We start from the raw sequence: 26588 nt of genomic DNA, 5'->3' as shown, positions 1-26588 counted from the left end.
CTGCCGATGGCCGGGTTCAAGCAACAGCCCCGACAACCGGGGCTCTAACGAAAAAAGCCATCTGCAATCCCTCGCACTGTTCAATCAGGCGAGGGACTTTGCAGCGGTTCCCCGGGGCAGGGGAGTAGAGCTTATCCGGCAGTTATGTGGGATGTTTCAGCTACGACCAGGCAGCCGGTTCTGCACACCGACGAACCCCGGTTAGACTTACCTGTCGATATCTGCACTGTCCGGCCCGTCGTTCATCAAGGAAGCCCCATGTATTCAAGCCGTCTGCTCCTCTGCCTCATGCCTTTGCTGGTGCTCGCCGGTTGTTCCACTTCACGCGGCCCGCAGCAGCCTGAGCGCAGTGAAGCCGAGGTGAAGGCGCAGATCGTGCGCCTGCTGCCGGCCAAGGTGGCGGACCGCAACGGTTGGGCCCAGGACATCTACACCGCCTTCGACACCCAAAAGATCTACCCCAGCACTGAAAACATCTGCGCCGTACTGGCGGTAACCGAGCAGGAATCCACCTTTCAGGTCGACCCACCAGTGCCCGGCATGGGCAAGATCGCCCAGGATGAAATCCTGCGCCGTGCCGGCAAGGTGCATGTGCCCGCATTCGTGGTACGCAGCGCATTGCAATTGCGTTCGCCCACCGGCAAGACCTACGCCGACCGCTTGAATGCCGCACGCACCGAGAAGGACCTGAGCGCGATCTTTGATGACTTCATCAGCATGGTGCCCCTGGGCAATACGCTGTTTGGCGGCTTCAACCCGGTGCACACCGCAGGCCCGATGCAGGTCAGTATCGACTTCGCACAAAAGCAGGCGCGGGGTTATCCCTACACGGTGGACGGCACGATTCGCCGCGAAGTCTTCACCCGTCGCGGTGGCATGTACTTCGGCATCGCCCATCTGCTCGGCTACCCGGTGAGCTACGATCAGCCGCTGTACCGCTTTGCCGATTTCAATGCCGGTTGGTACGCCAGCCGCAATGCGGCGTTCCAGGCGGCCGTCAGCCGCGTCACCGGCAAGGAGCTGGCGCTGGACGGGGATCTGATCCGCTATGGCTCCTTGCTGCCCGGTACCACCGAGCTGGCGGTGCGCTCACTGGGGGCAAAACTGGACATGCGTAATCCCAGCATCCGCAGCCAGCTGGAGCAGGGCGAGCAGTTGGATTTCGAAGACACCACTCTCTACAAACGCGTCTTTGCCCTGGCCGATCAGGCCGCGGGCAAGCCGCTGCCGCGGGCGATCCTGCCGGGCATTGTGCTCAAGAGCCCGAAGATCACCCGCAACCTGACCACGGCATGGTTCGCCAAGCGCGTGGATGAGCGCTATCAGCGCTGCATGAAACGCTGACGCAGCAACTCGCCACGCATGGCGGGGAATTTGCGCGGATGATGGTAATGGCGGCTGCGTGACGCTTGGCGTACATCTTAAGGCTCGTTCCAGGGAAGAGCCGCCATGACCACCCACACCGTTCCTCAAGGTTTTGTTCCATTACCTCGCAGCAGCCCATTGCTGGACCTGCTCGGCCCGGCGTATTGCCGGGGCGAAGGCTTGCAGCTGGAAATCGGCCTGCGCGCCGATAACCGTCACGCCAATGGGCGCGGTACGGTGCACGGCGGTGTGCTGGCAACCCTGGCGGATATTGGCATGGGTTACGCCATGGCGTTTTCCAGTGAGCCGCCGTTACCGTTGATTACCGCCAGCATGACCGTGGATTACCTGGGGGCCGTGCAGGTAGGGGAGTGGATGGTGGTGCGCTTGGACAGCCATAAGCGCGGGAGGCAGATGGCGTTTGCCACGCTGAGTTTGCAAGTGGATGAGCGGGTTGTGCTGCGGGCGAGTGCGGTGTTTGCGGTGCCACAGAGTGACAGGCAATGAGATCGAATGTGGGAGCTGGCTTGCCTGCGATAGCGGTGTGTCAGTTAGCAATGATTTGACTGATAGACCGCTATCGCAGGCAAGCCAGCTCCCACATTTTGACCGAGTTCATTCAGGGGTATCCATAAAAGAAAAGGCCTGGCTTTTCGTGGAGCCAGGCCTTTTCTGTATTGCTCCTACAGGTCAGATGCGTTCGAGGGCCAGGGCCACGCCTTGCCCGCCACCGATGCACAGCGTCGCCAGGCCTTTCTTGGCATCTCGCTTGATCATTTCATGCAGCAGGGTCACCAGCACGCGGCAACCTGAGGCTCCAATCGGGTGGCCGATGGCGATAGCACCGCCGTTGACGTTGACCTTGTCGGCGTCCCATGCCAGCTCTTTGCCCACCGCCAGGGATTGCGCAGCGAAGGCTTCGTTGGCTTCGATCAGGTCCAGGTCAGCCAACTGCCAGCCGGCTTTGTCCAGGCAGCGGCGGGTGGCCGACACCGGGCCGATGCCCATGATGGCCGGGTCAACGCCCGCATTGGCGTAGCTGGCGATCCGCGCCAATACCGGCAAGCCAAGGGCCCGAGCTTTATCGGCGCTCATCAGCAGCACAGCGGCGGCGCCATCGTTCAAGCTGGAAGCGTTGCCGGCGGTGACGCTGCCGTCTTTCTTGAACGCAGGCTTGAGCTTGGCCAGGGACTCGGCGGTGGTGCCGGCGCGGGGTTGTTCGTCCACCGCGAACGCCACCGGGTCGCCTTTGCGCTGGGGAATCAGGATAGGCGTGATCTCATCGGCAAAGCGCCCGGCTTCGATGGCGGCGGCGGCTTTTTGCTGGGAGGCGGCGGCGAAGGCGTCTTGGGCTTCACGGCTGATGCCGTACTTGTCCACCAGGTTCTCGGCGGTAATACCCATGTGGTAATCGTTGAACGCATCCCACAGGCCGTCGGTGATCATGCTGTCGATCATCTTTGCATGGCCCATGCGCAAACCGGTGCGCGCGGCGGGCAATACGTACGGGGCCAGGCTCATGTTTTCCATGCCGCCGGCTATGATCACCTCGGCGTCGCCGCAACGAATGGCTTGGGCGCCCAGGTGCAGGGCCTTGAGGCCCGAGCCGCAGACCTTGTTCAGGGTCAGGCTCGGCACGGCATGGGGCAGGCCGGCGAGGATCGAAGCCTGGCGCGCCGGGTTTTGGCCTGAACCTGCGGTGAGCACTTGGCCGAGGATCACTTCATCGACTTCGGCCGGGTCCAGGCCGGTCTGTTCCAGCAGGCGGCGGATCACCGCAGCGCCCAGTTCCGGGGCCGGGATGTTCGCCAGCGAACCTTGGAAGCTGCCCACGGCGGTGCGGGTGGCAGCAACAATCACGACGTCTTGCATGGAATCTGTCCTCACTGGAAGTGCATTTCTGGAACGTGGTCCGGGACGATCAGTTTACCGGCGGTCTTGCTCACAATCTCTTCAACGCTGACGCCAGGTGCGCGTTCCTTGAGGACAAAAGCGCCATTTTCGATTTCCAGGTACGCAAGGTCGGTCAGCACACGCTTGATGCAGTTCGCGCCGGTCAGAGGCAAGCTGCACTGGCTGAGCAATTTGGACTCACCGTCCTTGGATGCGTGGGTCATGATCACGATGATATTTTCCGCGCCAGCCACCAGGTCCATGGCGCCGCCCATGCCCTTGACCAGCTTGCCGGGGATCATCCACGAGGCGATGTTGCCTTGCACATCCACCTCAAATGCGCCGAGCACGGTGAGGTCGACATGCCCGCCGCGAATCATTGCGAAGGACTCGGCAGAGGAGAAGATCGATGCGCCGATGCGTGCAGTGACGGTTTGCTTGCCGGCGTTGATCATGTCGGCGTCGATAGTGTCTTCGGTAGGAAACGGGCCCATGCCGAGCAGGCCGTTTTCCGATTGCAGCATCACTTCCATGCCGTCGGGGATGTAGTTGGCCACCAGGGTCGGAATGCCGATGCCCAGGTTTACGTAATAGCCGTCCTGCATTTCGCGGGCGACGCGTTGAGCCATTTGTTCGCGGGTAAGCGCCATGGTGATTTCCTCTTATTGTTCTGGACGTGGATTATTTGCGGACGGTGCGCTGTTCGATGCGCTTCTCGAAGGTGCCGCAGATGATCCGGTCGACGTAGATGCCAGGGGTGTGGATCTGCGCCGGGTCCAGCTCGCCCGGTTCGACGATTTCCTCGACTTCGACCACGGTGATCTTGCCGGCGGTGGCGGCCAGCGGGTTGAAGTTCTGGGCGGTGTGGCGGTAGATGACGTTGCCGAAGTGGTCGGCCTTCCAGCCTTTGACGATGGCAAAATCGCCGGTGATGGATTCTTCCATCAAGTAGGGGCGGCCATTGAATTCGCGGGTTTCCTTGCCTTCGGCAACCGGGGTGCCGACGCCGGTGGCGGTGAAGAAGGCCGGGATACCGGCGCCGCCTGCGCGCATTTTTTCCGCCAGGGTACCTTGGGGAGTGAGCACCACTTCGATTTCGCCGCTGAGCAGCTGCTTTTCGAACAAGGCGTTTTCACCTACATAGGAGGCGATCACTTTGCTGATCTGCTTTTCTTCCAGCAGCACACCCAGGCCGAAGCCATCGACGCCGCAGTTGTTGGAAACCACTGTCAGGTCGCGGGTGCCTTTGCGTTTGATTTCGGCGATGAGGTTTTCCGGAATGCCACACAGGCCAAAACCGCCGGAGAGCACGGTCATGCCATCTTCCAGACCTGCCAGCGCTTCTTCATAGGACGCCACGCGTTTATCGAAACCTGCCATATGCACCTCTTTTATTGTTTGTGGTCCAGCCAGTGAACCGAGTGTTGCGCTGATGGATTGATTTGTTAAGTTGTTTTTTAAGGTTGATTGATTTAGAAAACAGCATAGTCGATCCTTCGTCCGGAGCAGCCCCATGACCGTTAAACAGATGCGTGCCTTTCTCGCCGTGGCCCAGAGCCTGAGCTTTGCCGCGGCCTGCGAGCGCCTGCACCTTTCTCAATCGGCTCTCAGCTTAACGATCAAGGGCCTGGAAGAAGGGTTGGGTGGACGCTTGTTCAGCCGTAACACACGCAATGTTGCGCTAACCCCTGAAGGTGAATCGCTGTTGCCCCTGGCACGTCGATTGATCGCTGACTGGGACAATGCCGAGGACGAACTGCGCCAGCGATTCACGCTGCAACGCGGGCGGGTAACGGTAGCGGCGATGCCATCGTTCGCCGGCAACTTGTTGCCGCCGATCCTGAAGATATTCCGCGCCCGTTACCCCCAGGTGAATGTGACGGTGCATGACCTGATCAATGAGCAAGTGCTGGAGATGGTGCGTGATCGCCAGGTCGAGCTGGGCGTGGCATTCGAGCCGTCCGAAGGTTCATCGTTGGCCTTCACGCCGCTGTACCTGGACCGCTTTATTGCCGTGGTGCCGGGAGATTCGCCCTTGGCGCAATGCGCTGAAATCGACTGGAAAACCCTGTTGGAGCATCCGTTCATTACCTTGCAGCGGCCATCTACAGTGCGGGTGATGCTGGAAGATCACTTGGGTGCTTTGCAAATGAAGCTGCCCGTGGCGCTGGAAAGCCATCAACTGGCAACGGTGGGCAAGATGGTTGCCAGTGGCTTGGGGGTCAGTGCTGTGCCTGCGTTATGTGCGCGGCAAATGGAGGAAGCGGGGGCACATTGCATTACCTTGAGCGGCCCGGTGATCGAGCGGCCGATAGGAGTATTGACCAAGCCCGGGCATGAACTATCGGCGGCGGCCCAAGTATTGTTTGATATCTTTTGCGATGAAGCGGGGAAGGGCAGGTTTCCAACTTTTTGAACAACTCACAAAAAAGTATGGGAGTTGGCAAGCCAACTCCCATACTTGATCGAGTGATGCTTATTAGTAGTAGCGATCGATCACTTTAACCTGCGAGTTATCCTTGAAAGATGCCCAGGCATTGTTAAGGGTATCGAACACCTGCTCGATAAAATTGCGGTCGGCCGCAGCTTTCTTGCCGACATAACCCTGGCCCCGGCGATACATCTTCAGGCGCGCCGCCAGCTCACGGTTATTGCGGTCGAACTCGGCCTCTTTGGTGTTGGGAGCCAGGCAGTCAATTTGCACTTCGCCCGATTTGCCAATCCACAGGATATGGTCGTCGAGTGTGTCTTTCTGCGCTGCGAACATCTCAGCCAATTCATCGATAGTTGGTTGGTTGTTCAGATTCATGTGTAAGCCCCTTGACCAGTTGGCGATCTATCAGTTGATTCGTTAAAACTCTTTAGTTGTCTCCGGTTCGGAAAACCGGGCGTCAGTGACGGTCTGCCGAATACGGGCAGGGTCTTGAGCCTGATGCATGTAGTCTTGCTGATGAACTGCTACGCAATGCTTTCATAACGAAGACAAGCAGCGTTTAGGCTCCTTGTACCTGTCCCTCTCGGGGCTGGTCAGCTTCATCAATCCGCCTTGTGGGCAGTGCACATCCGGAAAAACAGCTCGGCGGTCAGACGAGCCTGTTCAAAACGCGTGTTACCCACGCTCCCGATCCGGGAGACGTCTAGATCATGCAAGGACAAAAAGCTTACGTCAACGGTTATGTAGTGATTATTTTTGATCACTACATAAATCGTTGTGGGGGCGGGAGAATGCGGGAAAACGTGACTTGGGCGTCATTTTTTGGCGGTGTGGGTCTGGAGCCGGTCGACCAATAACGGCAGAAGCTGCTCGCAGGAGGCCTGGATTTTAACCTGCAGCAGCTCATCTCCTCGGGTCTTGCCCAGGTTGATCGCAATCACCGGCTTACCCCGTTCGACCATCGCCTTGCACAAGCGGAACGCCGAATAGGCCATCAGCGACGACCCCACCACCAGCAAACCGTCAGCATGGTCTACCGCACTCATCGCCTTGAGCGCCGTCGCCGGTGCGACGTTCTCGCCAAAGAACACCACGTCAGGTTTGAGACGTTCGCCATTGCAATGGGGGCAGCGGGGCACCTGGAAGCGCTGTTCGAACGCGGTGTCGAGCAAGCTGTCGCCATCCGGCGCTTGCACGGCATGCACCTGCGCCATGTGAGGGTTATCGACGTCCATCTGCCGCTGGATCGCATCGCGTGCGCTGCGCAGTTGGCAATCCAGGCACAGCACCCGATGCAGGCTGCCATGCAGCTCAATCACATCGTGGCTGCCGGCCTGGTCATGCAGGGTGTCGACGTTTTGCGTGATCAGCCCACTGATCAGCTCGCGCTGTTGCAGCGTCGCCAGCGCCCGGTGGGCCTTGTTTGGCTGGGCAATGCGCACCCGCGGCCAACCCAGCATCGCCCGCGCCCAGTAACGGCGCCGCGCCTCTGGGGTGGCGAGGAATTCCTGGTACATCATTGGGGCCTTGCCCCGGCGCACACCCTCACTGTCGCGGTAATCAGGGATGCCCGACGAGGTGCTGATCCCTGCACCGGTCAGCACCACAAAGTGTCGTCCGGCCATGGCCCTGTGCAGGGTGTCGAGGTGGTCTTCCTGATGTACCAAGGTGTCGAGCATGGGTTCCCCTATTCGCCGCGGATGTACTGCTCCAACTGCTGGATCAAGGCTGCTTGTTCGGCAATGGCTTCCTTGACCAGGTCGCCGATGGACAGCAGGCCAAGCAGTTTGCCGTCTTCGACCACCGGCAGGTGGCGCAGGTGACTGTCGGTCATGATGTTCATGCATTCTTCGACACTTTTATGGGTGTCCACCGTTATGACTGGCGAACTCATCACCTCATGGACCTTGGTGGTGACCGACGACAGGCCCTTGAGCATGATTTTGCGCGCGTAATCACGTTCACTGATGATGCCTACCACCACGTCATCCTTGACCACCGGCAAAGCCCCGACGTTTTTTTCCGACATCCGGACCAAGGCTTCAAAGACGGTGTGATCCCATTTGATCGTGTGGACGTCCTGGTTTTTTTGGTCCTTGGCTTTCAGCAATTGTGCGACGGTCTTCATGGCGGCCACTCCGGTGTTGTTGTAGGTAGTCCAGATCCCCTACAGAATCCTAGACGGCCCACGGCAGGGCAAGACCCAAAGCGGCGTTAAACCCGTCGAAAAACGTCATTTGCCGGATTTTTTCCGGTTTTACCCCGCCGTTGACGGTTTTTTCGCCCGCTTGGGGCTGGCTGCCGTCTTGCGTGGGGCGCTCTTGCGTTTTTTCTTCCAGGGTGTGGCGCCTCGGCCTGCGGGGCTGGCGGGGCCGGTGATGGTCATGCGCATGCCGTTGCAGCGCGCCACCTGCTTGCTCATCCACGCCGCTTGCTTGGCGACGAATTCCTCCAGGCTCATTTCGCCACTTTGCACCATGTCCAGCGCCTGCTCCCAGATGGCGGTGGTACCAGGGTCGGCAATGGCGCGGGGCACTGCGTCTATCAGGCTGAATGCCGCCGGGGTGGCCGACAGGGCCTTGCCGTTCTTCACCAGGTAACCACGGTCGAGCAGGCCCTGGATGATCCCGGCGCGGGTGGCTTCGGTGCCGATGCCGGTGGTGTCCTTGAGCTTTTGCTTGAGCAGTGGGTCTTCCACCAGCTTGGCGACGTTTTTCATCGCCTTGATCAGGTCGCCTTCGGTAAAGGGTTTGGGCGGTTGGGTCCACAGGTCCTTGAGATTGACTTTGGCTACGGCGTAGTCCTGGCCCTGCACCAGCGTCGGCAAGGCCTGTGGCGCGGGTGCTTCACGGCCTTTGGCGGGGGCCAGGGCTTCGGGCAATGCGCGTTTCCAGCCTGGCTCGATAATGACTTTGCCTACCGCGCGCAATGCCTGGCCCGCACAGTCGAAGTCCGCCTGGGTGCGGTCATATTCATGGTTGGGCAGGAACTGCGCCAGGTAGCGCGCACGTATCAGGGTATAGACCGCACGGTGCTTGCCGGTCAGTTGGCTTAAATCCTTACCCGCCCCAGTGGGGATGATGCCGTGGTGGGCGCTGACCTTGGCGTCGTTCCAGGCCCGCGAGCGGCGCTGGGGGTCGATATGCGGCATCAGCTCGTTGACTGCCGCATCCGCACGGCCCAGGGCCGCGAGAATCTTCGGTGCTTCACTGTGCTGGCTCAGCGGCAGGTAGCCGCAATCGCTGCGCGGGTAGGTGATGACCTTATGGGTTTCGTAGAGGGACTGGGCGATATCCAGGGTTTCCTGAGCGCCGAGGCCGAGCTTCTTCGAGCAGATTTCCTGCAGCGTGCCGAGGTCGAAGGGCAGGGGCGCCACTTCGCGCATGCGTTCGGTGCGCAGCTTCACCAGCCGCGCAGTGGCGGCGTTAAGCATGGCGCCGGCGGCGTCCCGCGCCAATTGCGGGTTAAGGCAGCGGCCCTGATCGTCGCAGGCATCGTCATGGGCGCGCCACTGGGCAGTGAAGGTCATGCGCTCGTGGCGCAGGTCGACATCGATGGCCCAATAAGCCACCGGCACGAAATCGGCGATGCTGCGGTCGCGGTCCACTACCAGGCGCAGGGTCGGGGTCTGCACCCGGCCTACCGGCAATACGCCCTGGTAACCGGATTGGCGCCCCAGCAAGGTAAACAGGCGGCTCATGTTCATGCCGATCAGCCAGTCGGCTCGGGAGCGGCCCAGCGCCGAATGATACAGGCTGAAGGTTTCGGCTCCGGGCTTGAGCGCAGCCAAGGCCTTGCGAATGGAGGCGTCGTCCAGTGCCGACAGCCACAAGCGCTGGATCGGCCCGCGATAGCGGCAATGCTCCACCAGTTCGCGGGCGATCATCTCGCCTTCGCGGTCGGCATCGGTAGCAATTACCAACTCCTGGGCTTCCCCCAGCAAGCGCTTGACGGCCTTGTATTGGCTGGCGGTCTTGGGCTTGACCAGCATCTTCCATTTTTCCGGCACGATCGGCAGGTCGGCCAGCACCCAGCGCTTGTACTTGGCGTCGTAGGCGTCAGGCGGAGCGGTTTCCAGCAGGTGGCCGATGCACCAGGTGACGGTGACCCCATTGCCCAGCCAGCAACCGTCGCTGCGGCGGCTGGCGCCGAGCACGGCCGCGATATCCTTGGCCTGGGAGGGTTTTTCACAGAGGTACAGCCGCATGGTCATCCCATCAGATTGGATTGATGCCTTGCAGGATGCTCAGTCAGGGGGATTTGAGCAACCATTATCTGTATGGATGTACAGCAATATGTGTGAGCAACAACAACCGAATGTGGGAGGGGCTTGCTCCCGATTGCGGTGTGTCAGCCATGAAGATATTGACTGAACCACTGCTATCGGGAGCAAGTCGAATCGTCGCACCGCCCCTCCTACAGGGGATCTCCAGTGTTCAAGCGAACTCAGTTATTGTCGATATCCACATGCCGGGTTTCTTTAAGGCAGAACAACCCGACAACCAGGCTCACCCCTGTCACCACCACCGGGTACCACAGGCCATAGAAGATATCGCCGGTGTACACCACCAGGGCAAACGACACCGTCGGCAGGAACCCGCCAAACCAGCCGTTGCCGATATGGTAGGGCAGGGACATCGAGGTGTAGCGGATGCGTGTTGGAAACAGCTCCACCATCAGCGCCGCCAATGGCCCGTAGCACATGGCCGCGATCAGGATCAGCACCACGATCAGCACCACCACCATGACCTTGTTGACCTGGGCCACATCGGCCGATGTCGGGTAGCCGGCCAGGGCCACGGCGCCACGCAGGGCCGCCTCATCAAAGCCGTCGATGCGCACATCGCCCACGCTCACTTGCACCGGGCTGCCCGCCGGGGCGGCAGCACTGCTGTAGGGCAGGCCCTGTTTGACCAGAAAGGTCTTGACCTTGTCGCACGGGCTGTCAAAACGAGCCTTGCCCACCGGGTCGAACTGGAAGGTGCAGGTGGCCGGGTCGGCCAATACAGTAATCGGGGCTTGACGGCTGGCCTGGTCCATCGCCGGGTTGGTGTAGTGCGCCAGGCCCTTGAAGATCGGGAAGTACAGCGCGGTCGCCAACAGCAGGCCAAGCATCAGCACCGGTTTGCGCCCGACTTTGTCTGACAGCCAGCCAAACAGGATAAAGAACGGCGCTCCAATCACCACGCTGATGATCAACAGCATATTGGCCAGGGCCGGGTCCATCTTCAGGAACTGGGTCAGAAAGAACAGCACGTAGAACTGCGCCGCGTAAAAGGTCACGGCCTGGCCGCCGTTAATGCTGAACAGCGCGATCAGCACCACCTTGAGGTTTTCCCATTTACCGAACGACTCGCGGATCGGCGCCTTGCTGGCCTTGCCTTGCTCTTTCATTTTCAAGAAGGCCGGCGACTCGTGCAGGCTCATGCGGATCCAGGTCGAGATGCCCAGCAGCACGATGGAAAACAGGAACGGAATGCGCCAGCCCCACACTTCGAACTGATCGCCCGTGAAATAACGGCAGGCCAGCACCACCAGCAACGACAGCAACAGGCCGAGGGTGGCGGTGGATTGAATCCAGCTGGTATGCAGCCCGCGCTTGCCCGGCGGTGCATGCTCGGCCACGTAGGTGGCCGCACCACCGTATTCGCCGCCCAGAGCCAGGCCTTGCAGCATGCGCAGCACGATCAGGATGATCGGCGCGGCGATACCGATGCTGGCGTAGGTGGGTAACAGCCCGACGCAGAAGGTCGCCACGCCCATCAGGATGATGGTGACGAGGAAGGTGTACTTGCGCCCGATCATGTCGCCCAGGCGGCCGAACACCAACGCACCGAACGGCCGCACCACAAAACCGGCGGCAAAGGCCATCAAGGCGAAGATAAACGCCGTGGTGTCGTTGACCCCGGCAAAGAACTGTTTGCTGATCACCGCCGCCAGGGCGCCATAGAGGAAAAAGTCATACCACTCGAACACCGTCCCCAGGGACGAGGCGAAAATGACCTTTCTTGATTCGTTGGCGGTGCTTGCTCTGGCCGCCGAGCCCAGGGGTTGAGCATGTTCTGACATCGGGTGTCCCTCACAGTGATTATTTATTGTTGTTCCACTGTCGGCGCCAGGTTTGACGCCGCTATTCAGATTGCATGAACCAGTTCTTTCTGCGCGACGAGGCTCCTTGTAGTCGGTGAAAGGATCAGCTGCGCGGCCTTCTCCGCGATCATCAGCGTGGGTGAGCAGGTATTGCCGGAGGTGATGCGCGGCATGATCGACGCATCGGCAACGCGCAGGCCGGGAATGCCATGCACACGCAGTTGGCTATCGACCACGGCGTTCTGGTCATTGCCCATGCGGCAGGTGCCAACCGGATGGAAGATGGTAGTACCGATACGGGCAGCGGCTTCGTGCAGTTGCTCTTCGGTTTGCAGCGCGTCGCCGGGCAGGTATTCCACCGGTTTGAACTGGCTCAGGGCCGGTGCGGCGACGATGCGTCGGGTCAGGCGGATGGCGTCGGCGGCCACGCGCAGGTCCTCGGGATGGCTGAGGTAATTGGGTTGTATCAGCGGCGCATCCGCCGGATTGGCCGAGCGAATATCCACGCGGCCGCGGCTTTGCGGGCGCAAGTCGCAGACCGATGCGGTAAACGCCGGGAAGCCATGCAACGGCTCGCCAAAGCGCTCCAGGGACAGCGGCTGCACGTGGTATTCAAGGTTGGCCGAGGTCTGCTCCGGACCGGAGCGAGCAAACGCGCCCAGTTGGCTCGGTGCCATCGACAGCGGGCCGCTGCGGTCATACAGGTAGCGCAGGCCCATGCCCATTTTGCCCCACAGCGTGCCGGCAATCTGGTTGAGGGTGCGGGCGTTTTCCAGCTTGTAGATCAGTCGCAATTGCAGGTGATCCTGCAGGTTGCCGCCGACCCCAGGCAGTTCATGCAGTACCTCAATGCCCAGCGGCTTGAGCACATGGGAAGGGCCGATGCCGGAGCGCTGCAGGATGCCCGGCGAGCCAACGGCACCAGCGCACAGCACGATTTCCTTGCGCGCTTTCCAGCTTAGCTGCTGGCCGTGTTGGCGCCCGACCACCTGGGAGGCGCGGCCGTTTTCCAGCAGCACCCGGTCAACTTCCACGTCAGTCAGCACGGTCAGGTTGGGCCGCTGGCGGACTGGCTTGAGAAATGCCTTGGCCGCATTCCAGCGCACACCGGCCTTTTGATTGACCTGGAAGTAGCCGCAACCTTCGTTATCGCCCTGGTTGAAGTCACTGGTATTAGCGATACCGCTCTGGGCTGCCGCTTCACGAAACGCATCGAGGATCGGCCACGACAGGCGCTGTTGTTCGACACGCCACTCGCCGCCATCGCTGTGGAATTCAGAACCGCCGGCAAAGTGGTTTTCGCTGTGCTTGAACAACGGCAGTACGTCTTTCCAGGCCCAACCCGGATTGCCTTCTGCCGCCCAGCCGTCGTAGTCCTGGGCCTGGCCGCGCATGTAGATCATGCCGTTGATCGACGAGCAGCCGCCCAGCACCTTGCCCCTCGGGTAACTCAAGGCGCGACCTTGCAGGCCGGCCTGGGCTTCGGTCTTGAAGCACCAGTCGGTACGCGGGTTACCAATGCAGAACAGGTAACCGACGGGAATGTGTATCCAGGGGTAATTGTCGCGGCCACCGGCTTCCAGTAGCAGGACGCGGTGGGCGGGGTTGGCGGACAGACGATTGGCCAGCAGGCAACCGGCGGGGCCGGCGCCGACCACGATGTAATCGTATTCAGCAGTTGCAATGGGCATCTGGGGTCTCGCTTGTTTTTCTTATTGCCCCCATCCTAGTTGTTAGTTTTCGTCTTAAAAATGTTAGTTTTTACCCAGCTGCTGTGCGTTTTTAAACAGCGTCGGCGGGGTTCAGGCAAGGGAGGCGACATGTTCGACTGGAATGACCTGCGGTTTTTTCTCGAGTTGCAGCGCAGTGGCCGCCTGCTCACCGCCGCGCAACGCTTGAAGACCACGCATGCCACCGTGGCCCGGCATATCGAGGCCATCGAAAAAAGCCTCGGCACTGCGTTGTTCGTGCAACATGCCCAGGGCTATGAGCTGACGCCTTCCGGCGAAGCGCTGCTCAAGCATGCCGAAGCCATGGAAAACCTGGCGCTGCTGGCCGAAGACGAACTTACCCACGCCGCTGCGCCCCTGGGCAAGATCCGCCTCGGTGTCGCCGAAGGCCTGGGCGTGATGTTCCTTGCGAGCCGCATGGGGGGATTGTTCGAACGCTACCCGGGCTTGGAAGTGGAGCTGGTCGCGGTGCCGCGCTTTGTCAGCATCCTCAACCGCGAAGCGGAGATCAGCATCCACCTGGAACGCCCCAGCGTCGATCAACTGGTGACGCGCAAACTCACCGACTACCGCCTCGCGCTATATGCCAGCCGCGCTTACCTTGCGCGCAACCCACCCATCGAAAAACGCGAAGACCTCGCGGCCCATGCCTGGATCGATTACGTGGATGATTTGCTGTTCAGCCAGGAACTGAAATTTCTCAGCAGCTTCTGCCGTAACCCCAAGGTGGTGTTCCACAGCACCAGCGTGATTGCCCAGCACCAGGCGGCGCGTTCGGGGTTGGGCATTGCCGTGCTGCCGTGCTTCATGGCGGCTGGCGACGCGGACTTGGTGCCGTTGCTGCCGGGAGAGAGCATCCAGCGCAGCTACTGGATCAGCTCGCGCCGGGAGCTGCACAAGTCGGTGCGGTTGCGGGTGTTGTGGGATTATGTGGTGGAGTTGTGTGCCCGGGAGCAGGGTTTGCTGCTCGGCGAATCCGACTGACGGAACGGGGAGCAAAATGTGGGAGGGGGCTTGCCCCCGATGGCGGTGTATCAGTCAATGCAGCTGTGACTGAACCACTGCTATCGGGGGCAAGCCCCCTCCCACATTTGGGTTGCGTAATTCCAGAGAGATCTTAGAGCTTCACGACTTGATGCACCTGCTCGGCACAGGCCCGAGCCTCTTCAATCATCTTGCCGAACGTGTCACTGGCTACTTCCGCATGGGTCAGCCAACGTTTTTTCTGGCTCAGGCGATAGTGATAGCGCAGCGAACCTTCCTCCAGCTTCCCATCCAGGTCGAGGTCGTACCATGGCGAGCGGACCTTGCAGCCGGGGACGGCTTTTTCCATTTTTCCGCCTGCCAGTGTATAGGTGTAGTCATAGGTTTCAGGGTTGCCCAGGTAGAGGTCAGCCTGCTGTCCGTGACTGCGATAGTTGATGTAGCCCTCCCAGCGGTCTTTCAACGACGGGTCGGTGTAGACGTAGTCATTAGCCAGTTTTTCCAGGACGCGCTGGTCGTTCATGCGGGCGTTGACGCTGTAACCGTCATGCACCACAAACCCGGTGGGTTCGCGGGTGATCTGGCAGTCGCTGATGTCATTGCCGAAGTTGGCGCAGATGTTCTGGTCGGTGGCGGTGGTGCCTTGTTGGCGGTCGGCGGTGCTCAATTGCATCAGCCACAGGCGGCTGAAGTTGACGGTGGCCTCGACTGCGCCATCGCCTTCCTTACCGAACTGCACATGTTTGTCCAGGCGCACCACAACCTCGGGGCGCTCCACTGGGATGTGTTCTTCGCGCACCTGGCCCTGGGCATCGTTGACCAGTACCCAGCGGTCCTGGATGTCGGGCATGGTCTGGCCGGGGGCGAAGACCGGGTTGGTCGGGTCGAGCCACCACACCTGGCCGTCCACTTCGGCACGCACGATGGCGTGGTTTGGCGCCTGCGGGCCTGGGATCAGCAAAGCGGCTGCCACATCCCCACGGCTTACCCACGCGGTTTCGGCCTTGATGCCACTGGCCTTGAGCATGGCGGTCAGCAGGGTTGCCAGGTCTTTGCAGTCGCCGTAACCGTGCTGCTCGATTTCCGCCAGGCTAAATGGCACGTAGCCACGCTCGGTGGCGCGCCAGTCACCCAGGTAGCGGTAGTGATCATTGATGTGCTGCATCAGCGCAGCCACTTGTTCGGCCGGCGCCAGGCTGCGTGCGGCGGTCACGGCGGTGGCGGCTTGCGCCGGCAGGCTGGCACCGAGGATCTGGTTGTAGCGCTGGGCTAAATCACCGAAGTAGGCTTGGCGCTCCACCGCGCTGCCCACTTCCAGGCGTGGGATTCGCAGCAATGCGGCGGCGGAAGATTCATTGATGTAGTTGACGTAGATCGGCGCTTTGAGCACCACATCCAGGGTCTTGCCGTTGCTCGAAGGAGTGACCTTGAAACCCTCGAACATTTCACTGCGCCACTGGATCGGCCGTTCGGCGGTGAAGCGCGCCTTGAAGCGATCGCGGCGGGCCGCGCCGGGGCCGAACTTGAGCACATAGTGGAACTGGGTCACCAGCGGCTTGGCTGGGTAGTGCTCGCGTACGGTGTAGCGGATCTGTGTGCCCACCCGCAGGTTGGGGAAGGCCAGGGAGGTTTGCTTGTCGCGGCTGAAGCCCTGGTCCGGGTTGGGCGCGGTGCGTGTGTCGATTTGCGTATCGGCCAGGGCCACCGGCTTGGCGCCGGGCTGTGTGGACTGCGCGCTGATCACTTTAAAGGTGTCACCTTCGGAGTAATCGAAGTCGATACGCGAGAGCATTTCGCGGCCGCTGGGTTTGAGGATGGTGTAGTGCTCGGTGGTGGTGCAGTCGGTGCTGGCGTCGCGGTTGAAGTGGCAGTGCAGCTCGGTGTCGCTGGCCAGCGGAGCTTCGGCCATGGGTTGCAGTGCAGCACAAACAGAATGGCTGACCAGCCCCAGGCTGATCGCAATCAAAGGGCGGTGAAACGAAAAACGGTACATGGGCGCCTCGGGTGACACATTGAAACAACTACCCTGCGGGTAGCGAGAAGGCGCCGGATGATAATGGGTCTCAACGACGAAAGCCAGGATTGTTCGACAATTTATCCGGCTGAAAGGCCCGTGCTAGAGCCTTTTGTTTGATTCAGGTCAAGGTTTTAGCAGTTCGAATTGCGCGCTGGCGAGGCGCTCGCCGTTGACCAACACGTGCACCCGGTGCGTGCCGGGATAGTGCTTGCGCGTGGTCAATTCGCGGATGTGCTGCTCGCGGTTGATACGCTGCCGTGCGCCTGCGCCCAGGGTAAAAGCTTTGAGCTTGAACACTTTGGACGCGCTATGGCCGGCGCTCTTTATGTAATCGATGGCGTAGTCCACCACCAGTTTTTGCGCTTGGGGAGCGGTGGATGTCAGGTTGAAAGACAGGTTGATCCGCTCGCCCAGGCGAATCGCCGCCGGGGTGATGCTCAATTGGTCAATGGTCACCTCGGCCTTGGCCCCGGCACCCATGATCGTCAGTGCGCGGGTGTTGCCTTGCTTGATCAGGCTGCGCAACGCATGGCGGGCGATCCAGGCAGTGTGCGGGTTATTCAGGTCCCAGCCTTCGATCAGGCTGAGCACCCAGCCTGGATGGTCCTTGGTGATGTCATTGAGGTGGTTGGCCACCGACTTGCGCACATAGAGGCTGCTGTCGGCCTTGAGGTTATCCAGGATCGACGCGCACAGCTCGGGATTGGCTTGCACGTTGGCCAGGCGAAACGACCATGGCAGGCGAGGGCGAGAGCCTTCGCTGGCCAGGCGGCGTACGTGTTCGTTGGCCTCCAGCGACCATTGCTGCATCACCGTCAACGTGCGCTCGAAGTCATGCAGCAAGAAGTGGCGAATGGCGAACTCGGAGGAGCCAAAGGTGGTGAAAAATTTCAACGCGGCCATGGAGCGCTTGAAATCACCCAGGCCATAGCTCGCCACGTAATGCGGCAAAAACAGACTGACAAAGCCGCTGTTGATGCGCGGCGCCAGGGCATAAAGGTGCTTGAGGGTTTGCGCGTAATCCAGAGGGATCACCGCGTGCAGGCTCTCGCTGACCCGCGCCATGCGTTGCATCACCGATAACTCGTCCAGCCCGGCTGTGGCGTGCGTGAGAAAGCCCCTGGCATCGAATGCCGGGTACACCGCGCTCATCTCGGTGGCGATGTGTTGCAGGCGTTCGACGTTGAAGAGTTCCTTGAGGGCCGGGGCGCTTTGGTCGGTCATCGGTGCTTCCATGGGGTTGAGTCAGAGAAACCAGCGGTATTCCCGCGCATGAATTTCCTGCTGAAAAGCCAGGTGATCCTGGCGTTTGTTTTCGCAATACACATCGACAAATTCCGCGCCCAGCTTATCGCGCACTATCGGTTGCTGCTGCATGGCGCGTACGGCGTCGAGCATTTCCACCGGGAAGTCGGTGCCGCTGCTGCGGTCCTCATTCAGCGGCGCTATGGGCTCACGCTTGGTTTCGAGTCCGTGTTCGAGCCCCACCAGGATCGCCGCCAGTACCAGGTACGGGTTGGCATCGGCGCTGGCCAGGCGGTGTTCGATGCGCAGGTTACGCGGGTCGGACTCGGGGATGCGCACGCAGGCGTCACGGTCTTCAAAGCCCCAACTGGCACGTGTCGCGGCGTTGACTGTGCCACCCAGGCGGCGGAAGGCGTTGTGGTTGGGCGAGAAGATCGGCATGCAGTGGGGCAGCAACTCCAGGCAACCGGCCACCGCATGGCGCAGCGCCTGCTGCTGATGAGCCGCGAGCAGGTTATTGCCCGCCGCGTCGTAGAGGCTGACATGCACATGCATGCCGCTGCCGGGAAATTGCAGGTAGGGTTTGGCCATGAAGCTGGCGCGGTAACCGTGCTTGAGCGCCACGCCACGGGTGCTGCGGCAGAACAGGGCGGCCCAATCAGCGGCGCGCAGGCCGTCGTCGCAGTGGCCGAAATTGATTTCGAACTGGCCAGGGCCGATTTCGGCGGTGATCACCGTGATGTCGATGCCCTGGGCCTTGGCGGTCTGCGCCATGTCGTCAAGCACTTCGCTGAAACGCGAGAGCCGTTCGATATGCAGATTGGGCTGGTCATCGGCATCATCGCTCAGCGGGTCACGGGCAAATTGCGGCAGGCCGTTTTCGAGCTTTTTATCGAACAGATAGAACTCCAGTTCAAACGCCACCACCGGGTGAATGCCCTTGTGCTGCAAGCGTTCCAATACCTTGGCCAGAACTTCGCGGGGTTCGAATTCAATCGGTGCCTCGGTGCCGTCCGAGGTGATGAGCATCTGCCCCAGCGGCTGCGCTTCCCAACTCACCGGCTTGAGCGTACCGGGCACCAGTCGCCGATTGGCGTCCGGGTCCCCGTCGTTGAAGCAGTAGTCGCCGATCTTGAACAACCCACCCTGGGCCCCCAGTAACACGGCATTCTGCGGCAACTTCAATGGGCTGCCGGCGGCGACTTTTTCAAGCATCTCCACCGGGTAGCGCTTGCCGTAGAAATGCCCGGGGATGTCCAGGGCGATCAGGTCGACATAGCGCACGTCGGGGTGGTTCTGGCGAAAGGTCCGTACTTCGGCCAGCAACGTGGAGGAATGGCTTTTCACGGGTGCAGCTCCTAGTTGTAGACCCACAGGACGCGGGCGGGCAGGTCGGTCAGGTTGGCGTAGCGACAGTGGGCGAAACTGGCCAGGTGGAAGCTGTCGCCGGGGCCGAGGGTGACCGGGTCGGCCTCACCGTCCACCCACAGGGTCAGTTCGCCCTCCAGCACAAAGCCGGCCTGTTCGGCGCGGTCGCTCATGCTTTGTTCACCGCTATTGGCACCGGGAGCCAGCAGGCTATCGAGCATCGAAAACGCGCCGTTCATGCTCGGCGACACCAGGATGTCGGTGATGCCATTGGCGTAATACACCGTGCGCCGCTCGTTGGGGCGGGTGACCCAGTCCACGGCCTTGGGTTTGGGCAGGCTGTAGAAATAGGTGGTGGGCACATCAAGTGCGTGGCTGATAGCGGTCAAGTCGGCCACGGTTGGGCGCGACAAGCCGCGTTCGACCTGGGACAGGAAACCCACCGACCGCTCGATTTTTTGCGCGAGTTGGGCCAGGGTGAGCTTCTTGTGCTTGCGCAGGTCGTGGATCAGCGCTGCGAGGGTGGCGAGTTCTTCTTGTGGGGTCATGAAATTTGTATTGGATAATTTCATGAAAAATTACAGGATTAATTTCACGGGGGCAATGGTGATGGAACTCGAGGCGCATTTAACCGCGCTGGAACAGGAACTTCAGACGTGTACGACGCGCTCGGATGCGCACCGGCTGGGGCAACTGCTGGCGGATGATTTTGTTGAGTTTGGTGCCAGTGGCGCTGTCTGGGGCAGCAAGGCCGAGGTGATTGCCGGGTTGCAGGATGAGGTGTTTTCCGAGCGACGTATGACTGAATTTGCGCTGAAAATGCTCAGCGCCAACGTGGCACTGGTGACCTATCGCGGTCATCGGCAAGGCGTGGGCGATTCATTGCGCAGTTCGGTATGGCGCGAAGAGCGAGGGCAGTGGCGGATGGTGTTTCACCAAGGCACACCTGCGCAGTGACTACTACCTTGTGGTAGGAGCTTGCTGCAAGGTAGGCAGGCTGAATGATTCTGCGTCGTTGCGGTCGGACACTGGGTACGCACCATTAATTGAAGGAGCACCCATGAAGTCTAAAACCCTAGCCGCCTGCCTGCTGGTCGCCGCCGGCCTGTCCACCGCCAGCTTTGTCGTGCAGGCCGGTGATACCCCTCAGGAAACCGTGCAACCTTCAAATATCAATGCCCGGGACCTGAAAGAAGGTGACCGCGCGCCGGATATGCTGATGCGCAAGGAGTCGGCGGTCAGCGATTGGAAAAAACGCGGTCTGAAGGCTCCGGGGGATGATAATCAGTGGGCGCGGGTAGGCGACAAGTTCGTGCTGCTCAAGACCACCAACGGCACGATCCTTGAGATCACCCCGGTGAAGAAATAATCCCGCATCACCACCACTTGCTGCTTTGCAGGTGTTCTGTTTATTGCCGCGTCGATGAAGGCAAATCATCGAGGGTGAGCTTGCCAACGTTGTTGCTCTGCAGCTCGTAACGCAGCTCATCCACCATCTTTTCCACTTCTTGTGGAGTCTGCAGGCGGTTAGTGCTGATGCCGGTGACCACCAGGTCGACCCGGCCGGTCTCGGCGTCGTAGACCTTGAGGGTCAATGACGCATCCCGGCACAGGGTGAATTCGCACGTCAGCGGTGACAGGCCTTCTTCGATGCAGTTGCGCAGTTGGGAGAGGGTAAACATGCGGGTTCCTTCAGGGCATAAATACGATCCCTAAAAGGTTATTGCCTGCTTACCCGCTCAATAAGGCGAATTCGCACTAGTTGAACTAGTGCATTTGCATGCTCAGGACTTGTTTTTAAGGCGCAGTTCCCCGGCAAAAAGCCCGCGTTCACGGGCCCAGACGATGGCTGCGCTGCGGCTGTGCACGCCTAGCTTCGAATACACCGTAGCCACGTGGTTGCGCACGGTATTGGGCGCCAGCTTCAGGCGCGAGGCGATTTCCTTGTCGGCCAGCCCCTCGCAGATCAGGCCCAGCACATCGCGCTCACGGGCGGTCAGGTCGGTGAAGGCCACGTTCGGCAGGTTGGGGCTGTTGACGCTTTTGGCGTTGGCCAGCTTCTCGATCAAGGTCTGGCTGAACCAGGAGGCGTCCTGCATCACTTCCTCGATAGCCGCCACCAGCTCGAGTTCGGAGCGTTTGCGTTCGGTGATGTTCATCATCACCAGAAGGTAGCTGGGCACATCCTGGATGATCACTGTGTCGGCGGACACCACGCAGTCGATCACCTCGTTGCCTTTCTTGCGCACCTTGAGGTCCTGGCCGTCGAGGTTGCCGGCTTTTTCCAGGGTGGCGAACAACTGTGCGCCAGCCTGGGGGCTGTCGATGAAGTTGATGTCTTCAATGGCCTTGCCGATCAGCTCCTCGCTGATGTAGCCGGTCATATTCATGAAGGCTTCGTTGATATCCACCACCTGGCGGTTGTCAGCGCTGCATACCAGGGTCGGTACCGGCGTCAGGCGGAAGGACTTGGCGAAGCGTTCTTCACTCTGGCGCAGGGCAATTTCCGCTTTGCGCCGGGGCTCAAGGTCGGTGAAGGAAAACAGCATGCAATCTTCCTCGTTCATATCCAACGGCTGGCCGGCGACGATCACCAGTTTGCTGCCGCCTTCGGGCAGTTTCAGCTCGGCCTGCATCTGCGGGATGGTCGCGCCTTCGCCCAGGCGCTGGATGGCCAGGTCCTTGCGCTCGGCCTGTTCCAGCACATCCAGTTCATACACGGACTTGCCGATGACCTGGTCGCGGTTGTAGCCGGTCATCTCCAGAAAACCCTGGTTGACCTTGATGTAGCGCAGGTCGCTGAGGCGGCAGATCACTGCGGGCGCCGGATTGGCGTTGAAGGTTTTCTCGAAGCGCTGCTCGGCGCTGGCCCATTCGGTGGCGTCGCTGAGGATCAACACCAGCAGCTCCGGCTCGCCCTTGGAGTCGGTCAGCACCAGGCTGCGTAAGCGATGTACCCAGCAACGGCTTTCATCGGCAGCAGGGGTGACTTCCACCACCACATCGCTGAATTCTTCACCGGTCGCGACGCGGCTTAAGGGGTAGCTGTCCAGTTGTAACGGATGATTGTTGCGATAGCGCAGGGCAAAACGCTTGGCGTACGCCTCGGTATTGGTGCCGAGCTCCTCTACTTCATTGACCCCATGCATGGCCAGTGCCGCTTCGTTGGCCCAGAGGATGGTCTGGTCGACCTCGGCCAGGATCACGCCGTCGGACAGCCCGGAAATGATCTGCTGCAATTGACGGCGGTTGGTTTCTTTGGCAAGGACATCCTGGGTCATGAGTGCTCCAAAATAGAAAACGCGCGAGTTTTTGTAGGGGCTGGGCGCATGGGAATACGACCACCCGGCATCAGGATAGTGCAGAGCAATTGACCGCTGAGCAGTACGAATGCACTGGTGGACGTGGTCCATATGCGCCTGAACCTGATCTTCTTTATCGGGCGTTTCTTCCTGACAAGCCACCGCATGCCCTTGGCATAAAAACGCCCACAACAAGGACGCCGACTGGCTGAGCGCGTAAAATGCTGGCATTTTACCCGTATCCCGCAAAGGTGCCCCTTGAGCGCAGGCAAAACCGTAGGACTGTTATTACTCACTTCTCTCATGGCGGCGTGCGGCACCTCGCCGCCACGCACGCCCAACGACATCTGCGGCATCTTCCGCGAAAAAGATGACTGGTACGACGCCGCCAAAGTCACGCAAAAGCGTTGGGGCGTGCCGATCCAGGTGCCGCTTGCCATCATGTATCAGGAGTCGGGCTTTCGCTACGACGCCAAGACCCCGCGTAAATACCTGCTGTGGATCATCCCCTGGGGCCGCGTGTCCACCGCTTCCGGCTACGCCCAGGCCAAGGATGAAGTGTGGAACGACTACCGCAAAAGCACCGGCCGCAGCGGTGCTGACCGCGAAGATTTTGACGACGCCATTGACTTTGTCGGCTGGTACATGGACAAGACCTACACCATCAATGGCGTCTACAAATACGACGCCTACGGCCAATACCTGAACTACCACGAAGGCTGGGGTGGCTACCGCCAGCGGACCTACGCCAGCAAAGCCTGGCTGCTACCGGTGGCGAGCAAGGTGCAGGCGCGTTCGCAGCTGTACGCACGGCAATATGCCGGGTGCAAGGATGAGTTGGGACGCGGGTTCTGGAGCCGGTTCTGGCATTGGTTGTAAAGGCCGACACAGCGACTTCTGGATGCAGGCAGATTAAATGTGGGAGGGGGCTTGCTCCCGATAGCAGCTTGTCAGCCAATGAAGTGGTGACTGATGCACCGCCATCGGGAGCAAGCCCCCTCCCACAGTAGATTGCGGTACGACACTGGATCTGTGGCGAGGCTGTTGGCAGCCTGACAGCCGACGGCTATCTGACTGATGCCCTGCGATCCAAATGTGGGAGGGGGCTTGCTCCCGATAGCAGCTTGTCAGCCAATGATGGGGTGGCTGATGCGCCGCATCGGGAGCAAGCCCCCTCCCACATTTAGTTTTGCATTAACGCGGCAGTATGCATTCCAGCGAACGGTCCACCATCACGCTGGCCATTTCCACCAGGTGCATGACCGAAATCACCAGGGTGCGGGAAGTGCCATCCAACTGCTCACCCGCTGTCTGCGCGGCAACGGCTGCGCAACGCAATACACTGCTGGCATGGGCCAGGGCGTCTTCGAAGCTGAGGTCGGGTGTGGTGGCGAAGAATTGCAGTTCTGGGGCGGGTGGTGCGGGGACGAGCTTTTCCATGGTTTGACTCCTAATCTAAATTAGAAGGCCACCACCATCGCTACCAAACGACTTTTAGGGTGGTGGCCGTACGCAGATTGGTAGACCGGTGATTAGGACCCGGTGCACCCGAAGGTGCCCTGCGCACGGCCACCATAACGCAGGGCCGAAAAAAGGCGCCTTGCAGAAGGGGGCGCTTAGCGCCTAATCATTCGCGGTCTACCAAACCCCGAGTCACTGAATTGGCAGTGACCGACGAAGACTAGCCACGCAATGTGAGCGGCGCAAGCGGTTGGGATTCTCTCGGAAACGTCCTTCAAGTTAAAGGGAAATGTCATTGTTCCGACTGTTCCTACACTTGCCAAACCCAGCCGATTCTGGGAAAACCCTAGCCTTTCATGCCTTCAATGAGACCCCCATGAGCAACGACGAACTGCAGATCACCGACATCCGCCCGGGCACTGGAAAAACCGTGGTCAAGGGCGCGCTGATCACCACCCAATACACCGGCACCCTGGAAGATGGCACCGTGTTCGATTCGTCGTGGAAGCGGGGCAAGCCGTTCCAGTGCGTGATTGGCACCGGTCGCGTGATCAAGGGCTGGGACCAGGGGTTGATGGGGATGCGGGTCGGCGGGGTACGTACATTGTATGTGCCAGCGCACCTGGCCTATGGCGAGCGTTCCATGGGCGCGCATATCAAGCCCAACAGTAATTTGCGTTTCGAGATTGAATTGCTGGAAGTGCTGACGCGGGATGATTGAAACGTTGATTTGCAAGGAGGCGGTATGGAGATGATTCAGGCGATACGCGAGAGCTGGGGATGGGTTGGTATTGACCCCATCGAAGTTGTAGGTCTCACGGCGTTTGGTAATTTGATGATCAAGGACGGGCAGGCGCGTTATTGGCGGTTATGTCCGGAGGCCCTCTCTTGCGAAATCATCGCCCAGACGCGTGAAGCACTGGATGACGTCTCCAAGGATCAGGCGTTTCTGCACGGCTGGTATTTGCAACCGATGGTGGAGCAGGCCGAGAAGGTGTTGGGCCGGTTGGCACCGGGCAAGGTCTATCATTTCGTGATTTCGCCGGTGTTGGGTGGTGAATATGACATGAGCAATGTGCGTTGTATTGATCACGTCGAGCAGATTCGGTTTTGCGGTGATTTGGCGCTGGAGATTAAGGAGTTGCCAGACGGCGCCAAAGTGCGGCTCAAAGTTGTTGATTAAGGAGTATGCATCGCTGAGCCCAAGTGGGCTTGTCTAGGAATGCAGTGTGTCAGGCGATGAATTAGTAGCTGAAACACCGTCATCGGGGGCAAGCTGAACTGGCCTAATGATCCCGGACACCTCTTAAGGGCGATATGATTCGCCCAATCAGGAGGTTCCATGCAAGAACGAAAGACCTATACCCGCGAGTTCAAGCAACGTGCTGCAAGCATGGTTCTTGATGATAACTGCTCAGTTCCCGACGTATGTGCATCGATGGAAGTTGGCCCTACGGCTCTGCGCCGCTGGGTTGATCAGGTTCGTAAAGAACGTCTGAAAGGGCAGCCAGTGGCCGGTACCAAGGCAATCAGCGAAGAACAGCGAGAGCTGCAGCAGCTGCGAGCCAAGATCAAGCGCCTGGAGACCGAGGCTGAAATCTTAAAAAAGGCTACGGCTCTCTTGATGTCGGATCCCGATCGTTTTTCCTGATCGAGGAGCTGAGAGAGTCGAGCTCATATCCGACCCGCCTGCTTTGTAGTGCGCTTGGTGTTTCCCGCAGCGCGTTTTATGAGTGGCTTAAGCGTCGCTCAGCGCCGAATACCAAGCGTGACGCGCTCAGAGCAAAAGTCGTGCAACTGCATGACGAAAGCCGGGGAAGTGCAGGCGCGCGGATGATCTCTCAGCACTTAAAGGCCCAGCAGATCAAAGTGGGACGGCATCTGGCCGGAAAACTCATGGCGGAGGCAAATCTGGCCAGCAGGCAGCGCCGCCGCCATCAATATCGCTCTAGAGGCGTCGAAGCATTTGTGGCCAAGAACCTGCTCGAGCGTAATTTCGAGCCAACCGCAATCAATCAGGTCTGGTGCGGCGACGTTACCAGCCTGATGGTTGGTAAACGCTGGTATCACTTGGCAGCGGTCATTGATTTGTTCGCCCGCCGAATCGTTGGCTGGGCGTTTTCTCTGATCAATGACGCCGACCTGGTTAGCAAGGCGCTGAGAATGGCGGTGGAGGTTCGAGGCAAACATGCAGGCTTGATGTTTCATTCGGATCAAGGCTGCCAATACACCAGCCAGCGCTTTCAGTCAGAGCTGCTGGAGCATGAGATAACGCAAAGCATGAGCCGCAGAGGGCAGTGCTGGGACAACGCACCAACAGAACGTTTCTTCGGGACGCTCAAATCAGAGTGGGTGCCCACCAAGGGCTACACGACAGTTGAAGAAGCGAGGCAGGATATGACCAGCTTCTTCATGCGGTATAACCGAATCAGGCTCCACAGCCACAACAACTACCTGTCGCCAATAGCCATGGAGCAGCAGGCGGCTTGATCACCGTAATCGGTGTCCGGAAAAACTTGACCAGAACAAGCCCCCTCCCACATTTGCTTGGCGGTGTGGTTGAGAAAGGGATTCCTGAACCCATCCTGAAGAATTTTCTTATTCTCCATGCGGGCACTTTCCTACGGTTTACTCTGCCAACATCGCGGCGTAAGCTTCGCGCGTTTTCATCAATAGCGGAGACCCTCAGTGGGTACTTG

At 59.9% G+C, this 26588-nt stretch carries 27 protein-coding genes; 11 read left to right on the top strand and 16 right to left on the bottom strand.

Going from position 1 to position 26588, the window contains the following annotated elements; genetic code table 11:
* Window positions 1-258 precede the first annotated feature (258 nt).
* Window positions 259-1344, top strand: coding sequence for a DUF1615 domain-containing protein (locus tag NMB39_RS18540; RefSeq protein ID WP_057012202.1), 1086 nt, complete (start codon window positions 259-261; stop codon window positions 1342-1344).
* A 105-nt stretch (window positions 1345-1449) separates the two neighbouring features.
* The gene (locus NMB39_RS18535; RefSeq protein WP_057012203.1) at window positions 1450-1872 is read left to right on the top strand and encodes a PaaI family thioesterase; all 423 of its coding nucleotides are present in this window, start codon (window positions 1450-1452) and stop codon (window positions 1870-1872) included.
* Between the two features lie 183 nt (window positions 1873-2055).
* Here NMB39_RS18535 and NMB39_RS18530 read toward each other — a convergent pair whose 3' ends face one another.
* The 3 genes from NMB39_RS18530 to NMB39_RS18520 are packed head-to-tail and all read right to left on the bottom strand — an operon-like array spanning window position 2056 to window position 4638.
* Window positions 2056-3237 (bottom strand): acetyl-CoA C-acetyltransferase, encoded by a 1182-nt coding sequence (locus NMB39_RS18530; RefSeq protein ID WP_494340281.1) that lies wholly within the window; start codon window positions 3235-3237, stop codon window positions 2056-2058.
* Window positions 3238-3248: 11 nt separating this feature from the next.
* The gene (locus NMB39_RS18525; protein ID WP_003190327.1) at window positions 3249-3908 is read right to left on the bottom strand and encodes a CoA transferase subunit B; all 660 of its coding nucleotides are present in this window, start codon (window positions 3906-3908) and stop codon (window positions 3249-3251) included.
* 31 nt (window positions 3909-3939) lie between these two features.
* Window positions 3940-4638: a CoA transferase subunit A gene (locus NMB39_RS18520; RefSeq protein WP_010211319.1), complete on the bottom strand. Its 699-nt coding sequence runs from the start codon at window positions 4636-4638 to the stop codon at window positions 3940-3942.
* Between the two features lie 133 nt (window positions 4639-4771).
* On the opposite strand from NMB39_RS18520, the gene NMB39_RS18515 reads away from it, so the two are divergent.
* Window positions 4772-5674: a LysR family transcriptional regulator gene (locus NMB39_RS18515; RefSeq protein ID WP_056846096.1), complete on the top strand. Its 903-nt coding sequence runs from the start codon at window positions 4772-4774 to the stop codon at window positions 5672-5674.
* Window positions 5675-5737: 63 nt separating this feature from the next.
* Here NMB39_RS18515 and NMB39_RS18510 read toward each other — a convergent pair whose 3' ends face one another.
* The 6 genes from NMB39_RS18510 to NMB39_RS18485 all read right to left on the bottom strand — a co-directional run bounded on the left by NMB39_RS18510 (window position 5738) and on the right by NMB39_RS18485 (window position 13473).
* Window positions 5738-6067 carry a hypothetical protein gene (locus NMB39_RS18510; RefSeq protein ID WP_046071979.1) on the bottom strand — a complete coding sequence of 110 codons (330 nt, stop codon included), beginning with the start codon at window positions 6065-6067 and terminating at the stop codon, window positions 5738-5740.
* Window positions 6068-6507: 440 nt separating this feature from the next.
* Window positions 6508-7371 carry an NAD-dependent protein deacetylase gene (locus NMB39_RS18505; RefSeq protein ID WP_494340282.1) on the bottom strand — a complete coding sequence of 288 codons (864 nt, stop codon included), beginning with the start codon at window positions 7369-7371 and terminating at the stop codon, window positions 6508-6510.
* Between the two features lie 8 nt (window positions 7372-7379).
* Entirely contained in the window at window positions 7380-7820 is a 441-nt protein-coding gene (locus NMB39_RS18500) for a CBS domain-containing protein (RefSeq protein WP_003190337.1), read from the bottom strand.
* 129 nt (window positions 7821-7949) lie between these two features.
* On the bottom strand, window positions 7950-9899 hold the full coding sequence (locus NMB39_RS18495) for a DNA topoisomerase III (protein WP_494340283.1): 1950 nt from the start codon (window positions 9897-9899) through the stop codon (window positions 7950-7952).
* 239 nt (window positions 9900-10138) lie between these two features.
* Window positions 10139-11761: an MFS transporter gene (locus NMB39_RS18490; protein ID WP_057024188.1), complete on the bottom strand. Its 1623-nt coding sequence runs from the start codon at window positions 11759-11761 to the stop codon at window positions 10139-10141.
* 65 nt (window positions 11762-11826) lie between these two features.
* Complete coding sequence (locus NMB39_RS18485) at window positions 11827-13473, bottom strand: GMC family oxidoreductase (RefSeq protein ID WP_494340284.1); 1647 nt, start codon at window positions 13471-13473, stop codon at window positions 11827-11829.
* Window positions 13474-13602: 129 nt separating this feature from the next.
* Between NMB39_RS18485 and NMB39_RS18480 the strand changes: the two genes are divergently transcribed.
* The gene (locus tag NMB39_RS18480) at window positions 13603-14496 is read left to right on the top strand and encodes a LysR family transcriptional regulator (RefSeq protein ID WP_124356097.1); all 894 of its coding nucleotides are present in this window, start codon (window positions 13603-13605) and stop codon (window positions 14494-14496) included.
* Window positions 14497-14629: 133 nt separating this feature from the next.
* Here NMB39_RS18480 and NMB39_RS18475 read toward each other — a convergent pair whose 3' ends face one another.
* The 4 genes from NMB39_RS18475 to NMB39_RS18460 form a co-directional block, all read right to left on the bottom strand.
* A complete protein-coding gene (locus NMB39_RS18475) occupies window positions 14630-16489 on the bottom strand; it encodes a DUF3857 domain-containing transglutaminase family protein (RefSeq protein WP_494340285.1) in 1860 nt (619 codons plus the stop codon).
* 147 nt (window positions 16490-16636) lie between these two features.
* Window positions 16637-17737: a DNA alkylation repair protein gene (locus NMB39_RS18470; RefSeq protein WP_198720940.1), complete on the bottom strand. Its 1101-nt coding sequence runs from the start codon at window positions 17735-17737 to the stop codon at window positions 16637-16639.
* 21 nt (window positions 17738-17758) lie between these two features.
* The gene (locus tag NMB39_RS18465) at window positions 17759-19105 is read right to left on the bottom strand and encodes a glutamine synthetase family protein (protein WP_494340286.1); all 1347 of its coding nucleotides are present in this window, start codon (window positions 19103-19105) and stop codon (window positions 17759-17761) included.
* A gap of 11 nt (window positions 19106-19116) precedes the next feature.
* Window positions 19117-19674 carry a helix-turn-helix domain-containing protein gene (locus NMB39_RS18460; protein ID WP_046071987.1) on the bottom strand — a complete coding sequence of 186 codons (558 nt, stop codon included), beginning with the start codon at window positions 19672-19674 and terminating at the stop codon, window positions 19117-19119.
* On the opposite strand from NMB39_RS18460, the gene NMB39_RS18455 reads away from it, so the two are divergent.
* A complete protein-coding gene (locus NMB39_RS18455; RefSeq protein WP_494340287.1) occupies window positions 19673-20083 on the top strand; it encodes a nuclear transport factor 2 family protein in 411 nt (136 codons plus the stop codon). The two genes, NMB39_RS18460 and NMB39_RS18455, sit on opposite strands and share 2 nt — an antisense overlap.
* Window positions 20084-20186: 103 nt before the next feature.
* Window positions 20187-20495 (top strand): RcnB family protein, encoded by a 309-nt coding sequence (locus NMB39_RS18450; RefSeq protein ID WP_046071989.1) that lies wholly within the window; start codon window positions 20187-20189, stop codon window positions 20493-20495.
* 40 nt (window positions 20496-20535) lie between these two features.
* Here the strand turns inward: NMB39_RS18450 and NMB39_RS18445 are convergent, their stop codons facing one another.
* Together NMB39_RS18445 and NMB39_RS18440 are read right to left on the bottom strand one after the other, a co-directional pair.
* Complete coding sequence (locus NMB39_RS18445; protein WP_043050215.1) at window positions 20536-20808, bottom strand: DUF1652 domain-containing protein; 273 nt, start codon at window positions 20806-20808, stop codon at window positions 20536-20538.
* 102 nt (window positions 20809-20910) lie between these two features.
* Window positions 20911-22407 carry a PAS domain S-box protein gene (locus NMB39_RS18440; protein WP_057024181.1) on the bottom strand — a complete coding sequence of 499 codons (1497 nt, stop codon included), beginning with the start codon at window positions 22405-22407 and terminating at the stop codon, window positions 20911-20913.
* A gap of 279 nt (window positions 22408-22686) precedes the next feature.
* Between NMB39_RS18440 and NMB39_RS18435 the strand changes: the two genes are divergently transcribed.
* Window positions 22687-23307 (top strand): transglycosylase SLT domain-containing protein, encoded by a 621-nt coding sequence (locus NMB39_RS18435; RefSeq protein ID WP_494340288.1) that lies wholly within the window; start codon window positions 22687-22689, stop codon window positions 23305-23307.
* A 315-nt stretch (window positions 23308-23622) separates the two neighbouring features.
* Here the strand turns inward: NMB39_RS18435 and NMB39_RS18430 are convergent, their stop codons facing one another.
* On the bottom strand, window positions 23623-23868 hold the full coding sequence (locus NMB39_RS18430; RefSeq protein WP_057024179.1) for a DUF6124 family protein: 246 nt from the start codon (window positions 23866-23868) through the stop codon (window positions 23623-23625).
* A 397-nt stretch (window positions 23869-24265) separates the two neighbouring features.
* Here NMB39_RS18430 and NMB39_RS18425 point away from each other — a divergent pair, with 397 nt between their 5' ends.
* The 4 genes from NMB39_RS18425 to NMB39_RS18410 all read left to right on the top strand — a co-directional run bounded on the left by NMB39_RS18425 (window position 24266) and on the right by NMB39_RS18410 (window position 26379).
* Window positions 24266-24610 (top strand): FKBP-type peptidyl-prolyl cis-trans isomerase, encoded by a 345-nt coding sequence (locus NMB39_RS18425; protein ID WP_057024178.1) that lies wholly within the window; start codon window positions 24266-24268, stop codon window positions 24608-24610.
* A gap of 24 nt (window positions 24611-24634) precedes the next feature.
* Window positions 24635-25072 carry a T6SS immunity protein Tdi1 domain-containing protein gene (locus NMB39_RS18420; RefSeq protein WP_057024177.1) on the top strand — a complete coding sequence of 146 codons (438 nt, stop codon included), beginning with the start codon at window positions 24635-24637 and terminating at the stop codon, window positions 25070-25072.
* Window positions 25073-25231: 159 nt separating this feature from the next.
* Window positions 25232-25540 carry a transposase gene (locus NMB39_RS18415; protein ID WP_198730987.1) on the top strand — a complete coding sequence of 103 codons (309 nt, stop codon included), beginning with the start codon at window positions 25232-25234 and terminating at the stop codon, window positions 25538-25540.
* Window positions 25537-26379, top strand: coding sequence for an IS3 family transposase (locus NMB39_RS18410; protein WP_494340580.1), 843 nt, complete (start codon window positions 25537-25539; stop codon window positions 26377-26379). The genes NMB39_RS18415 and NMB39_RS18410 overlap by 4 nt, the downstream gene beginning before the upstream one ends.
* Window positions 26380-26588: the final 209 nt, after the last annotated feature.

The sequence above is a fragment of the Pseudomonas sp. FBCC-B545 genome (assembly GCF_059134095.1).
This window is presented reverse-complemented; position numbering and strand designations above follow the sequence as displayed.